At 41.9% G+C, this 14,769-nt stretch carries 12 protein-coding genes; 7 read left to right on the top strand and 5 right to left on the bottom strand.

From position 1 onward, the window contains the following. Positions 1-81: 81 nt before the first annotated feature. On the top strand, positions 82-996 hold the full coding sequence (locus AWH66_RS21115) for an alpha/beta fold hydrolase (protein WP_063603598.1): 915 nt from the start codon (positions 82-84) through the stop codon (positions 994-996). Positions 997-1,043: 47 nt separating this feature from the next. On the opposite strand, the gene AWH66_RS21120 is transcribed toward AWH66_RS21115, so the two are convergent. Both AWH66_RS21120 and torT read right to left on the bottom strand, forming a co-directional pair. Next, positions 1,044-1,499: a methylglyoxal synthase gene (locus tag AWH66_RS21120; protein ID WP_006074898.1), complete on the bottom strand. Its 456-nt coding sequence runs from the start codon at positions 1,497-1,499 to the stop codon at positions 1,044-1,046. A 162-nt stretch (positions 1,500-1,661) separates the two neighbouring features. Next, the gene (gene torT, locus AWH66_RS21125) at positions 1,662-2,654 is read right to left on the bottom strand and encodes a TMAO reductase system periplasmic protein TorT (RefSeq protein WP_063603597.1); all 993 of its coding nucleotides are present in this window, start codon (positions 2,652-2,654) and stop codon (positions 1,662-1,664) included. Between the two features lie 92 nt (positions 2,655-2,746). Here torT and torS point away from each other — a divergent pair, with 92 nt between their 5' ends. The 3 genes from torS (at position 2,747) to AWH66_RS21140 (ending at position 6,659) form a co-directional block, all read left to right on the top strand. Further along, positions 2,747-5,668 (top strand): TMAO reductase system sensor histidine kinase/response regulator TorS, encoded by a 2,922-nt coding sequence (gene torS, locus AWH66_RS21130; protein ID WP_063603596.1) that lies wholly within the window; start codon positions 2,747-2,749, stop codon positions 5,666-5,668. 74 nt (positions 5,669-5,742) lie between these two features. Next, the gene (locus AWH66_RS21135) at positions 5,743-6,096 is read left to right on the top strand and encodes a hypothetical protein (protein ID WP_063603595.1); all 354 of its coding nucleotides are present in this window, start codon (positions 5,743-5,745) and stop codon (positions 6,094-6,096) included. Between the two features lie 77 nt (positions 6,097-6,173). Then, positions 6,174-6,659 carry an RES family NAD+ phosphorylase gene (locus AWH66_RS21140; RefSeq protein WP_063603594.1) on the top strand — a complete coding sequence of 162 codons (486 nt, stop codon included), beginning with the start codon at positions 6,174-6,176 and terminating at the stop codon, positions 6,657-6,659. 27 nt (positions 6,660-6,686) lie between these two features. Here AWH66_RS21140 and AWH66_RS21145 read toward each other — a convergent pair whose 3' ends face one another. The 3 genes from AWH66_RS21145 to AWH66_RS21155 all read right to left on the bottom strand — a co-directional run bounded on the left by AWH66_RS21145 (position 6,687) and on the right by AWH66_RS21155 (position 10,642). Then, positions 6,687-6,872: a hypothetical protein gene (locus AWH66_RS21145; RefSeq protein ID WP_006074903.1), complete on the bottom strand. Its 186-nt coding sequence runs from the start codon at positions 6,870-6,872 to the stop codon at positions 6,687-6,689. 30 nt (positions 6,873-6,902) lie between these two features. After that, entirely contained in the window at positions 6,903-9,257 is a 2,355-nt protein-coding gene (locus tag AWH66_RS21150; protein ID WP_063603739.1) for a fatty acid cis/trans isomerase, read from the bottom strand. 152 nt (positions 9,258-9,409) lie between these two features. Next, on the bottom strand, positions 9,410-10,642 hold the full coding sequence (locus tag AWH66_RS21155; protein ID WP_063603593.1) for an L-lactate MFS transporter: 1,233 nt from the start codon (positions 10,640-10,642) through the stop codon (positions 9,410-9,412). Between the two features lie 509 nt (positions 10,643-11,151). On the opposite strand from AWH66_RS21155, the gene AWH66_RS21160 reads away from it, so the two are divergent. The 3 genes from AWH66_RS21160 to AWH66_RS21170 all read left to right on the top strand — a co-directional run bounded on the left by AWH66_RS21160 (position 11,152) and on the right by AWH66_RS21170 (position 14,766). Then, positions 11,152-11,517: a hypothetical protein gene (locus tag AWH66_RS21160; protein WP_063603738.1), complete on the top strand. Its 366-nt coding sequence runs from the start codon at positions 11,152-11,154 to the stop codon at positions 11,515-11,517. Positions 11,518-11,729: 212 nt separating this feature from the next. After that, complete coding sequence (locus AWH66_RS21165; protein ID WP_063603592.1) at positions 11,730-13,763, top strand: TonB-dependent hemoglobin/transferrin/lactoferrin family receptor; 2,034 nt, start codon at positions 11,730-11,732, stop codon at positions 13,761-13,763. Between the two features lie 115 nt (positions 13,764-13,878). After that, on the top strand, positions 13,879-14,766 hold the full coding sequence (locus AWH66_RS21170; protein ID WP_063603591.1) for a LysR family transcriptional regulator: 888 nt from the start codon (positions 13,879-13,881) through the stop codon (positions 14,764-14,766). Positions 14,767-14,769: the final 3 nt, after the last annotated feature.

Consider the following 14,769-nt stretch of genomic DNA (forward strand, 5'->3'; position numbering starts at 1 on the left):
GCATACTTTGTTCGCTTGGTCAGGTGAACCGTCATCACGAAACACCTAATATAAGTCAATCTAAATTACCTGAGTGTTTCGATGCTACTTATCTCTATTTCAATTGTTATATTTGCCGTTCTATTGTTACCTATTATTCGTAATAAGGAGAAGTGTTACCTCGACCAATATAGCCGAGATCTGGTTCCTGGAAGAGTAATCAAACTATCAAAGGGTTATGTTCATTACGATTTACAAGGAGATGACAGTGGCGACGTAGTGGTCTTGATTCATGGTTTTTCTGCACCTTCATATATGTGGGAGAAAAACGTATCTTCACTGACTAGTGCTGGGTACAGAGTACTAACTTTTGATTTATATGGACGCGGTTATAGCGACCGACCTAACACAATCTATGATCGCCAGTTATTCGTTAACCAGATAGAAGAACTAACGCAGGCAGTTGTGCCGTCGGATAAATTTCACTTGATTGGTTTGTCTATGGGAGGCGCAATAGTATCGGCCTACGCGTCAACATTCCCTCATAAAGTACTGAGTGTTGGTTACATTGCGCCGTTCAATCAACCTGTTGATCTTGGGGCATTGACACTACCGGTCATTGGCAAATGGCTTGGATATAGTTTCTTTATTCCGAAGCTTGCCGCTAATCAACTTAATGATTTAGTCTATCCGGAAAAACAGCTTAATTGGGAAAAGAGATTTGCAGAACAGATGCAATACAAAGGTTTCAGAAGAGCCATTATCGATACGGCTAATAACCTAATCTCCAAAGACCCTAGTGAAGATTATAAATTAGTCGGACTAAGTGGCATAAAAAAATTGGTCATTTGGGGGGACCAAGACAAAGTAATACCAGTCCAAGATGCTAGCAGGGTAGTTGACATGTTGGGTGAAAACACAACCTTCGTGTTGTTGAAGAATGCTGGTCACGTATTGCAGTTTGAGGCGGCGGAGCAAGTAAATGCTGCACTGTTGGAACATTTAGCTCGGAGTTAAAATCGCAAGTTACAGCGCCAGTAGTAACTGGCGCTTTGTTCGAGTATCTAGACTCGCTCTGCTAGATACGCATCGTAATCTGGCACTTCGATTTCAACTTCTTGCTCTAAAAGGTTTGACTCAAACAGGAAGTTGGCCGTTGCACGGTTTGTCGCGACAGGAATATTCCAAACACTAGCAATACGCAGTAGGGCTTTAACATCAGGATCATGCGGTACCGCATTTAGTGGGTCCCAGAAGAAAATCAGCATGTCTAGTTTTCCTTCAGAGATCAACGCACCGATTTGTTGGTCGCCACCCATTGGGCCACTAATCATACTTTTGATTGCCAGACCAGTCTCTTTACTTAACATGTGACCAGTGGTGCCGGTCGCATAGAGAAAGTGACCTTGTAACTTCTCTTTATTCTCTTGCACCCAGCGCAGCAATTCTGGTTTGTAATGGTCATGTGCGACCAGGGCTATATGTTTATGTGCTGGCATGGTACGAATAGTTTTTTGCATTTGACTCAGTTCCTAAGTGTTTATCTTCCAATTCCAATAACCATGTTTTCAATAACCATGTATTGCCATATTCGTTATTGGAATTGAAAGGTATTCAGATACTTTTTGATGTTAATGGTTGTATTACACAGTATCAATGATGATAACTGATATCTGTGACAGTTAATCCCCTTGGACTGAGAAGACAGGCCGATAGCCTGTAGGAGATAGTGACTTTTCAATTGCGAGACTTGATAAGTGTGTCGGTGAAAGAACCTCAATACTAGGTGCTTGGTCCTTTTTAAATGGTATTCCTCTCAAGTAAGAAGTAGCTTGAAGCAATGATAGGCGACCTTGTTCCACCATCTTATCTGTAGGAGCAAGCTGAACTTTGTCTCGCAATAACCCTCGATAGACACCGTGACTGAGGTAGATGGACAACAACTCAATGCTATCTTCTTTTCCAGAGCTTCGTAACTCGCTGATTGCGGCTTCAATCGCAACAGCGCTTCCAACGATATATGCCAGATTATCGTGGTCTTCTATAACTTGTTGAACTAGGTTACGCTGTAACTCCTTGTCATTGTCGGCCCACAGAGTTTCGATTACATTGATGTCGCTATCTTTGATGGCTTCCAGAAAACCAAGAATGACAGGTTTCGTACCGCCACTAGAGCGAGGGCCAGGTAACAATGCCACAGGAGTAATTCCAGTTCCCTTTGGGTGTTTCTTAGCGAGATAGTCGCCAACTTTGTAGCCCATCCAGTACCAATCAACGCCAACTACGCCTTTCACGTGTCTCTCTTGTTGTTTGTCGACGACAAGGTGATTAACGGTGGCAAAAACTGGTACATCACCTGTATATGCGGATAAATCGTGAGTGAATGCAGTAGGAGAGACGGTACCCAGAATAATGGCATCCGCGTTCCATTGACGACAGGCGCTCAATTGAGCCCTTTGTTTTTCAATATTGGGGTAGCCGCCAGACTCTAACACTTTCAACTCTACTTTTTGCTCTTTGGCTTCTTGAACCATGCCGTAGTTAACGGATAGCCAATAGGAATCCTTGAGGTGAGGATAGATTGCACAGATCTTTTCCTGAGACGCGATGGCTTGCAAGCTAGAAATGAGCAAGGCAACATAGAAAATGGAATGGAATATGTTTTTTTTTGACATTGGTTAATCGTTTAGTGGCATCTCTATCTTCAACACTGCAAAATATAGCGTACTATCAAAGAGTAAAGAAGTGGATTCTGCCGGAGTGGTTAATGTTACTCTCTAAAGCCAGTATTGGCCGTAAATTATTATTCTCGTTTCTTGTTATGGCGATGTTGGTTTTGCTATCAACGGCTATCGGTGTATCAGGGTTCTCATTTGTTGCTAAAACAGAGCGTAATGTTGTCGATACCGCCATTCCTTCAATGCTCGAAGCGCGTGAAGTATCAGAGCTGAGTACTCGTATCATTGCTTCTGTCCAAACCCTGTCTAATGCGAAAACCAAAGAACAACACCAAGAAGCCGGCAAAGTGCTGTTTTCACGTTTGGAAGCACTCCTCACTCATATTAAAACGTTAGGTTCAGACTCATTTGATTCGCAATTGCTCAACGAGCTTGAGAACTATGTTCAATCAATTATTGATAGTCTCGTCGAACTTGGGGTTGCTGTAGAGCAATCTATTACCTTGGATCAGTCTATTAACGATGAAGTCGAACTTCTAAGAGTAAAAGCCGAAGAACTTGAGCAGCTAACACGTACTCAGGTGCTCAATACTAGTACTATCGCCGTTGCGAATGTGACTCATATATATCGCTTGCTGGAACAAGAGAATAAAGCCGACGCTTTAGATGCGCTAGACAGTTTGGTGGAAGTTGACCTTGACTTGTCTGAGCGATTACACGAATTGCACTTATTGGCTTTTAAGACTCTAAATCAAATTGAGGAGAGTCGTACAGTTTCAGATCTCGGTCGAATTGAAGAACTGCAAAAGGACTATCAAAACAACATCAGTATTATGACAAGACGAGTCAAAGGGGTTGAAGATCCTGCTCGTTCTAAGCAAATGAGTGAGCTTTTGGCTGAACTATCTCAAGGAAAGCGCGTTTTCTCATTACTAAATCAGAAACACAATGTTAGACAACGCTCTAAAGCATTGATGCAAGAGACGCTAGAGCAGCTTACGTCGTTAAACTCCACCGTGTCAAAATTGGTCGATCAGTCAAATGCGGCGACCACGAAAGCGGTGGCTGAGCTATCTTCGACATTAAGTTTTGCACAATGGACGTTAGCACTTTTATCTATTGCAGGTTTTGTCGTTGTTGTTTTGATTGTATGGCGAGTTGTCTATGTGTCCGTAGTAAAACGTCTAGGTGAATACTCATCAGCATTACTTTCCATTGCTAAGGGCCAATTAAAGGTAGATGTTACTGTTAAGGGTAATGACGAACTTGCTCATATGGGACAAGCCATCATCACTGCTCGCAATACTGCTCAAGCACTTAAGGTGGTTGCTGAGGCTGAAGCCGCCGCAAAAAGAGAGCTTCAAGAGCACAAAGAACATCTTGAAGAGATCGTGGCAGATCGAACGTTACAACTTCAGAAGAGTAATGAACGATTAAATCAAGAAGTACTCAACCACGCTAAAGCGAGAAATGCCGCGGAACAGGCAAATCGTGCTAAATCGGCATTTTTGGCGACAATGAGCCACGAAATACGCACTCCTATGAATGGGGTTCTCGGTACAGCAGCTTTAATGGAAGAGACACCATTAAACGGCCAACAACAGAAGTTTCTTGATGTCATTAATCGAAGTGGTCAGAACCTGCTTGCTATTCTCAATGATGTGCTTGATTACTCCAAGATAGAAGCAGGGCATTTAGAAATAAGAAACAAGCCGTTTGATCTTTATCGTATGATCCAAGATTGCTATCAACTTATGTTAGGCAAAGCTTTAGAGAAAGGTCTCGACTTTAAGTTTCATATCGAAAGTGACGTGTCTGACGTCTATTGTGGCGATGTAACTCGATTAAGCCAAGTGCTCAATAACCTCGTTGGCAATGCCATTAAGTTCACATCTTCAGGCCAAGTGGATATTTACGTTTCACTCGATCCAGATGACGAAACATGTGTGATGGTAGAGGTTTCGGATACGGGGATTGGAATCAGTCCTGAGGATCAGCTCAATCTGTTTGACGCATTTACTCAAGCTGAAAATGGGAATTCATCAGCAGGCGGTACTGGGCTTGGCCTAGCTATCAGCCAAAAATTGGTAAGAGCGATGAATGGGGCAATTTACGTTGATTCCTACTTAGAAGAAGGTAGCCGCTTTTGGTTCGTCGTTCCACTAGAGCAGTGCACTATAGATAAACAAGAAATAATCCAACCGCTTGGCATCACTAAAACAGTAAATGGTCGCATCCTGTTGATCGAAGATAATGCAGTGAACGCAATGGTGGCTGAAGGGTTTTTAATGAATATGGGACACCATGTCATTTGTGCTGAAAGTGGCCATGATGCAAAACATATCTTTTCTCATAACGACTTTGACGTAGTCTTAGTCGATATCAACCTTCCAGATTGCAATGGTGTCGACCTAATGCACCAACTTCGTGAAATCGAGGTCTCTCAAGCGCAAAAACATCATGCTCCTATGATCGCCGTTTCAGCTCATGTATTTAGTGAAGAAGTTGAAAGTTATTTGGAAGCTGGTTTTGATGGCTACCTCCCTAAGCCTGTAGATAGGGAAGCGTTAAAAGAGATGATTCAAACTAAGTTAAAAGGCAGTGATTTCGAAATGAAAAATCAAGAACATGCAATTTCTACTTACGAAGAACCTGCTATTGAACAAACGGGTATTATCGACCCTAGCGTTATTGAGGCAGACATCAAAGTGCTGGGAATCGAAAGAATGACCAAGATTGTAGGCGCATTTACTAGCTCAAGTGAGCAGGCGTTACACGAGTTAGAACAAGCCGCACAAATTGACAACGCAAAAGATATTAAGGCATTAGCGCACAAAATGAAGGGTTCAGCAGGCTCCCTTGGCTTAAGCAGACTTTTTGAAATCTGTTTGTCAATCGAATCTTCAGAAGACCAACTTGGACGATATTTAGAATTACTTGAACCTTTAGTTACGGCTCAGAGAATGTCAGTAGACTCGCTGATATCAGTACTGGATAAACATACAGGTTGAGCCAAAAGGTGACTATTTGCTAAGTTTGACGTATAATTGACGTAATTTCATGTCATTAATATGTCGAGGTGCTGATGTTGAGTTTACAACGTGAAGGGATAGAAGATCCCAAACTTTGGGCCAACGCGTTTTACACGACAGTTGATCATATCGCTTTATTTGTGGACTTACCTGTTCAGTCATTAAAACGAGTGGACCGCATAAAGCAAGCGAGGATTCAAACTCGTCTTTTAGAAGTCCATGCACTCTTAAGAAGGGTTCAACCATGGTTTTCGAGTGAGCAAGCAGCTTGGTCATGGTTTATTGGTGAACCGATCGCTTCGTTTGGTAGACTGACGCCTTCGGAGATCATTAAGCAGTATAAAGCTGAAGGTGTAGCGGCATTGAACGATTACATCACAGCTAAAGAAATGGGTTCTTTTGAGTGATTTTAAGTCAAAACAATCCATTGATATCCAACCTGCTTTCTGCACCTTTAACTAGGTTTCAAGGTGTTTGTTATCGAATGCATAACCCTGTTTGGGCATGGTCTCCACTTAGTACTGAAGGGGCTGTGCGCGCGGGTGGGCGATTCAACCCTAAGGGGTCACCCGCACTTTACTTAAGTTTGAAACCGGAAACGTGTATTGCTGAGATAGCTGGTGGCGCATCGACACGTTTGCTCGATCCAATGACACTATGCTCATACCATGTCGACATAAATGGCGTACTCGACTTACGTTTATATTATCAAGAGTTCTCTTCAGGTTGGCGACTTGAACTGTTGAAGAAAAAGCAGCCTTTGGGATGGGTTCTATACCAAGCAATTCAACAACGTCCTGAGGTTAAGGCTCTATTAGTACCTAGCTATCAGATGGTAGGCGAATATAACTTGGTCGCTATTCGATGGCAGGATGGTGAAATCACCTTGTATGATCCGGACGGGCGTCTCGCTGCGGTGTATGGTGATCAGCTCACTATAAATCATGAAATAAAAAAAGGGCTCAAATGAGCCCTTTATTAGATCGTCCTTGATGGTTTACCGTTCGTCTTCATAGAAGGTACGATGTTCAATCGCATAAGGGTCTTCATCAAGTCCTCTGTTTGAGAGTCCTCTCAAATGTTCAAGTTGGTGTTCCAACATATTCACGGCCTCGTAGTCGCCGTCTGAACAGGCAACATATATCTGTTGCTCGATGGCTTCAATGCTATCTTTAATGCTCATCATACACCTCCAAAGAGTTCCGGAGAGCACCTATCTGTTCTCAAATCGATTATAGTCCAAAAGACCAAATTCGATAGGCTGGGTGCGTTGGTAAAACTCGTGAACGCGGTCGCTAAAGTCCCAAAAATTTTTGCTACTACGTCTAACTGCATAATTGTCGAGCAGTTTTATGTAACTCTGTTCATCCTGAATATTTTTAAGATCGTTAACGAAATTTTCAATTTCGCGTTCTTTGAGAGTTAGGTACGCAGCAGGGTAGCTGCCGATCACTCCACGCACAAATGTGAGACTGTCATTCTTGTAATCGCGGTTGGCTTCTTCTGAAAATAAGCTCGAAATATTTATGTGAGCATTATTGTGCAGAAGCGTAAATAACTGTTCATTACCTGACTCGGTTTCTATCATAACCATAATAATCTGCGGTACGGATTTAAGCCCTTCACCTGTGATACTATCGATTTGCTGAAGCAAGGCTTCATTTTCTGCAGAAAGACCTGTGTTGACGATTTTAAATCGGTCATGCAACACTGGCTCAAGCTTTGCTTCAATCTTGTCAAATAACTCAGATTTGTAATCTGTGGTTAAGTAAAGTTCTTGCGTCGGTTGACTAAATGGCTTGATGTTTCGTTGTAAGAACGCACTAAATTGCGGACTTTGGTCTTGATACCAGCTGCTGAATTCTTCATGTCTAACCGTATTTGGTAGTAGCGCTAAAAAGTTACTTTCTCCTTCCATACGTAAGAAGTCCATAAACATACGAGTAATAAGTTGATGGCCAAAGTTTCCATAAACATCAAAGCCTGCGACGAGTAGGTAATGAATACGCTCAAGCAATGCATAGTCAAGAATCCATGCCGTTTTGGGTTTAGTGCCAACTAGACCTTGAACAACGGACGCACTGTCGAAATGTCTAAAGACTGTTAGCGCAGCATTTTGGTTCTCTCCATCACCGGTCCAAAGTACGTCAGTGGTCAGATGCTTTCCGCCCTTGAACCACGTGTTCATAAACTCTGATTTAGCCTCCAGATATCGAGCTTGTTGATTCGAATACTTCACCCAATTAGTGACTGGAACAGTATTGCTTTCTAACTCACTGGGGAGTTTTAAGTTTTCAGCCTGATCTTGATAAAACTGGTCTACAGCGGGGATATCGGATTTATCTGGATCTAAGAAGAATACCCAAAAACGATCGTTTATTACATTGAGCGCTAACTGTCCGCGGCAAACTGGCCCCTTGATATACGCCATAATTGTGTTTTGCGCATTGTCTAACATAAAGCTAAAGCGTGCCTTCACAGGTATGTCTTTGAAAGCAGTCATAGGATTAGCTGCGACATTAATATCGTAGCTCGGCAAGGTTTGAACAACGTAATCCGGTTCAATAAACCATTCATCCCATTGTTCCAGTTTCTGGTCGTTAAGTGCAAACGGCATGTGTGTTTTGTCAACAATTGTGCTTCGAACGGGAACTAGACGGTAGTAGACGCGGTCCACACCCGGTGCGTCATAAGGCCTTCTAGTGACGATACGCTTTAATGGCTCTCCTGGAGGAGTTGCTGAACGAACAATGGTGAAAAATCGACGTTGAGACTCAATTTCGGAAAAATACAAGTGAGACAAATACAAATGTTCATATATATAGCGAGCCGCAAGCTGGTTTTTACGAGCACTTTTGTTTAATAGCACTTCATACTTGTCGACCATCATTTGTTCTTCTGACGTCAGCGGGATAGGCGCGTTCATTTTTGCCCCCCCACCTAACCAAGCAATCAACGTTTGATACTCCGATGGTTCCAAATTAGGCATACCAAAAGGCATTCCCCAAAGCGGGTAATCTGATTCATAAGCGTCATATTCTTCAATAGTCGGACAAACTTGAGTGCGATCAATAGAGAAATCAAAGCCTTCAAGTTGTGCCGTTTCTGGAAGAGGATGTCTGGCTTTTTGAGTGATCATTCGAGACACCAACCCAGCGTCCAAGTTACCAGCTAATGTCTGTTGACGTTCATTCAAAACAGGAAAGAAGCCCAGTTCACGCCACTCAGAGGTATTTTGTGCGTCTTCAAATAATCTCGTTGGTTGCGAAGCCGTTAGGCGAGTGCCTTGATATACCATTTCTTTACTAGCTCCTCTGTCGATTCCATCAACAGAAGACAGTTTTAACTGACAAGGAGCGTCATAACATGCATGACATACAACACAGCGATTATCGATAATAGGTTTAACTTCAGTAAGAAAATAATCTGCGGTGGGTGAGGTTGGGGTAACGGTTCTTTCTCGGACTTCTGGTTTTCCAAATAGCTGGTCATAGTTTAAGCCAGCGTAAGTGGCACAACCAGAAAACACTAGTACAAGTAAATAGAGGACAATACTTTTCGTTTTCATCATTAGCTCTCAATGCTACGCAAATTGCGTTTAAATTCCCTGTTATGCATAGTGCTAATTTTTGTTAATAAATCAATATTTTTCCAACGTTTAACAAAAAAAAGGCCCAACGGAACGTTGAGCCTTGGTGAAACGATATTTGTCTAGAGTTGTTAAGCCGCTGAAAGTTGCGCCGCTTTTTGCTCTGAGATTGGTTTAGTAATGAAAGACAGAACCACGCAGACGCCCATCATTGCCGCTGAAATGGTATAGGCTAGGTTATAACCACCGCCGTGAGTCATTGAGTAACCAACGATTGCTGCGCCAATTGCACCGCCAATACCCCAAGAGGTATACAGAACGCCGTAGTTAGTGCCGTAGTTCTTAAGGCCATAATATTCCGCAGTTAGAGAAGGGAATACGGCTAGAAGCGTACCGTAACCAACTGCAGCAACAGCAGTACCTATAATCAGCATGAATTCGCTAGTGAAAGTCGAAAACATTACCATGTTTACGCCTTGTAAGATAAACGCTAGCATCAGCGTTCGCACGCCACCAATTTTGTCCGATAGAATGCCCGCAGCAATACGACCACCAGAGTTGAAAATAGCAAGTAATGAAGCCAGATAAACAGCATTTGGTAAGTTAGCTTGAACACTTGCGATGTTGGTGATGTTACCAATTATCATCAAGCCCGCTGCGGCTGCAAATGCATACATGACCCAAAGTGAATAAAATTGAGGCGTTTTAAGCATTGCTTTCCAACCAATATCGGCTGCTTTTTTCACCTGAACTGGTGCTTTACCTGCTTTTACTTTCGGTTCCAAAGGAACGTAACCAGCTGGTGGATTATTGATAGTTGCAGCAAGTGGAACAGCGATGATCAGGACACCAACACCCAGAACCATAAACGCAGAACTGATCCCCATTTGTCCAATCAGAGATGAAGTCAAAGGCGCTAGATAGACGGCGGCTAATCCAAATCCAGCAGCGATTAGGCCATTAACCATACCTTTCTTAGAAGGGTGGAACCACTTCATAGCAGAAGGAGAAAGACATGCGTAGCCAAAACCGATTCCTGCACCAGTGATAACACCAAAGGTAATATTTAGCATTAAAACTGATTGAGCAAAGCTTGAAGCGATCATGCCTAAGCCAGTTAGTGTTGCGCCTAGAATTAGGATGTTACGTGGACCCATACGGTCTTGAAGAATACCCGCAACTAAAAGACAGATCGAGAAGGTGATGGTTGCAATAGCATAAGGAGAAGAGGCATCAGCAGCACTCCAGCCCCATTCGCTAACTAAAGCTTTATTGAAGACACTCCAAGCATATAGGATGCCAAGACAAAGGTTGATACAGAATCCGGCAATTAGGATTCGCATAGCTTTATCAATCTTGCTCATTTTGGTTCTCTGATATTTCGAACAATGTTCGGGGGGTTAAAAAATCAAATTAAGTTTGCATTTATCAACATATGTCGCAAATGAGCGCGGATTATAACCAATAAAACTGTGATTGGAATCGATTTCTTTGAATTAGTTCAAATAAATTCAATCATGTAAATTCAGTGAAACGTTAAGGTTAATTATATGTTTCATTGGCAGTATTTCCGGTGCTGTTCACAGAAATTAAAATTAATATAAATTCTCTTTCATGTAATTTATTTGTTAATCTCGTTAATGCTAATAAAAGTAAAATACGTAACATACTGTAAATAAAGGAGAGTAAAGGTAATTGATGTTATCTATTTGTTACAGTGAATAAGGTGGTGATTTAAACTGGCAAATTGCGTAAAAAACGTGCTTGAATTTCGATAAAATAACGCAGACAATAGATGCAAAATGAGTTTGCATATTTGAAAAATGGACATTTCAAACACTATTTTTCTATTTTGTTGAGGTAACTTATGTTCATGACTAAGATTTTAATGTTGCTTGGTGTTTCACTTGGAGCAGGTTATGCGGCAGCTGATCACCTTCACTCATACCTTTTAGGCTTATCTATTGCTTCACTAGCAGTAGGGGCATGTTACATGATTGCTTTTGCAAGCACACGATTCCCTCAATTTGCAATGGGCTTGTTGTTGTTAGGCACGATCGCCAAACTAACCGTCACAGTAGTTGGTGTCGGGCTTAGCATCTCAAATGACCTAATTACTTCGCCTATTGTATTTGCACTTTCATACCTGTTTTACATTATCGCAGTAAGTTACCTATGGTTTAGCTATAGAGATAGCATTACTCCTGCACCTAAGGTGATGAAATCATCTTTGGCTTAAAGCTATCATTCAAATTCTCTAAAAAAGGAAGGTTTTTACCTTCCTTTTTTTGTACCTAAAATCTCATATAAAAAAGAGTGCATACGTTAGTGTACTTCAATACAAAGATGAAATAATTCTCAGAAACACAAGTAGTAATGATAGTAATTCGTATTTATATTTGTAATAATCGACAGCCTTGATGTTATTCGAACAGATATAAAGAAGGAACTATGAAACTTAAACTGTCGATTATCGCTAGCTCTGTGGTGCTAGCACTTTCTGCAAATGCTATGGCAGAAGAGGATGTGTCTTCTCTGAATGAAGTTGTCGTTACAGGTTCCCGAGCGGAAAAAACCGATCAGGACAAAACTCGTTCTGTAGCTAAGGTCGATTTGGAGAAACTCGATGAAATCCAGCCTAACTCGGTAGCAGAAGCCATAAAATACGAACCCAATGTATCAGTTGCCGGAGCAAATGTACCAGGAAATCAATCAATAAACATTCGAGGATTAAGTGGTAACAAGGTTCTTCAAATTATTGATGGTAACCGCCAAAACATGCAGTACGGACATCGACCTACTTACTTTTTAGACCCATCTCTTTTAGGTAGCGTCGAAGTTGTAAAAGGCCCAATCAGTTCGTTATACGGGTCTGGTGCTATAGGTGGAGTAGTAGTACAGAATACCCTGAGCGCTGACGATATCGTTGAAGAAAGCGGTTTAGGAGGTCGCGTAAAAGTTGGTTACCAAGACAATGGTGATGTTTGGACAAATACCGCTGCTTTAGCAAACAAAAATGACAACATTGATTGGATTCTCGCTGGTAGCTACAAAGACAGTGGTTACATGAAACAAGGTGATGGTTCGACACTTTACGGTACAGAGGCTACTAACAAAACCGGTCTTGCCAAGTTTAACTGGCAAATCAACGAAGCACACAAACTTGGATTTAACCTTCGTTATGCTGATTTAGATGGCCGCCCGCCTGTAGTAGGTGATTCTAGTGGTCAACTTAATGATCCTGATGGCTTGATTAGTCGCCGCACTAAAGATCAATCCTATGGCGTCAACTACGCATTTAACCCGAATAATCCTTGGGTTAACCTAGAAGCCTCCTTATATAGAAATGATACTAAGATCACCGAAAACGACCCCTCTATAGCTGGTGAAGATGTATCTCAACTAAACACCACAGGGTTCAATTTGACGAACCAGTCTGAATCAGGAAAATTGAAGTTATTCACCGGTGTAGATGGTTATTTAGATGAGCTAGATGCAGCACGAGCTGCATCAGTTTCGGGGAGACCTGAATTACCTAAAGATGCACAAACTTCAGTAGTTGGAGCATTTGGCTATATCAATTATCAAATTGTGGATTCATTAGTCGCAGACTTGGGAGTCAGATATGATTCTTTCACATCTAAAGCTCAAGGTTATGACGATAATAACCAGTCGGCATGGTCACCATCTGTAGGTCTGTTGTGGCAAGCTAAGCATTGGATGGCTTGGTCAATTAGATATGACGAAGCGTTCCGAGCGCCTGATACATCAGAGCTTTATATGAGTGGAACACACTTTGCCTTTGGACCAGGTGGTCCTAGCAACATCTTTGTTCCAAACCCAGAACTGAACCCAGAGAAATCTCACAACATCGAGCTTAAGGGACAATTTAACTTTGAAAATGTATTCGCTGATGACTCTTTAGACATAACAGCAACAGCATTCCAAAACAAAGTTAAAGACTTTATCAACTTAGATGTAGACATGACACCTTCTGGCTCGTGTGGTATTGGTGGTTCGCTTGAGGGGTGTGCAGGTACAAGTAGATCTAGCAATATCGATAACGCAGAACTTACCGGTTATGAAGTAGCAGCGGACTATCGTTGGCAGCAGTTATTGGTCGGCTTATCTTATGGTCAAACTCGTGGTAAAGATACCGATACTGATGAATGGATTACTAACATTCCCGCGGATAAATGGGTTGCACATTTACAATATGGTTTTTGGAATATCGACACTAAAATCGGTACAAGAGCTACTTTCGTAAGTGCACAAGATAGAGTTCCAACAGGTTACGCTGAAGGGCCGTTTGACTCTTACCAACTTGTTGACTTTTATGCATCTTGGGAACCTACAAGCAACCTCGAAGGGCTAAAGGTTGACCTATCTTTAATTAACGCCTTTGATGAAAATTATAGAACAGCTTGGACTCAAGTATATCAGCCAGGGCGCTCTGTTCGTTTGAATGCTCAGTATACATTTTAAAATGGTCTGATGTTAAAAGGCTCTAATGTAAAAAGCGGCTTCTAAATGAAGTCGCTTTTTTTATTTGCTCTAGATTGTATTATATATTCATCTGTTTCATTAATAAGGAAGTTAAGTGCATAACCCAATAACACTAGAAGCCCTCCATATTCTTGATGCTATTGAAAGAAGAGGCTCGTTTGCTGCAGCTGCGTCGGAACTCGATAAAGCAACGTCATCCCTGAGCTATCAAATTCAAAAGCTTGAGCAAGATTTAGATATCATGATCTTTGACCGTTCGGGCCATAAAGCATCTTTAACGGATGCCGGAAAGCTAATTCTAGAGAGAGGGCGAGTCATACTCCAAGCAACAGAGAATATGGTCAATGAGGCACGTTTACTCGCAAATGGATGGGAGCTCGACCTTACGATTGCATACGACAGCATTATTCCTGTTGGCAATTTTTTTGATTTAGTCGATAAACTTGGCATGGTGAGCAAAACCAGAGTCAAACTAGAGGAAGAGGTGTTAGCGGGTTGTTGGGAGTCACTAAATGAAGATCGTTGTGCCTTGTTGGTGTGCCCTCAACCTGAAGTCGTGCCTCAAGGGGTAAAAACACAAGTACTCGGACCCATGTCAATGACCTGGGTCGCTGCAACAGATCATTACGTACATAAACGTAGTGGTGTTTTTGACAGTAGCGCTCGCGAAAAATATCGCGTTATTGCTATAGCCGATACTGCGAGAGAACAACCAGCGTTGAGCGTTAATATCCTAGAGAAGCAGCCGCGTCTTACGGTATCAAATTTGGTGACTAAAATAGATGCATTGGTAAAAGGGCTTGGGATTGGGACTTTACCAACACAAGTAGCTGATACGTTGATCAGAGAAGGTAAGCTCAAACGAATCAAAGACACCGATGAAGTGACCATAGATATTGTTATGGCTTGGAAAAGAAACAATATTGGAGAGGCCAAGTCTTGGTGTATACGCCATTTAGCCAACACTTGGGATCTACAATAATTG

The organism is Vibrio barjaei (genome assembly GCF_001639065.2).
Classification (GTDB): Bacteria; Pseudomonadota; Gammaproteobacteria; order Enterobacterales; family Vibrionaceae; genus Vibrio; species Vibrio barjaei.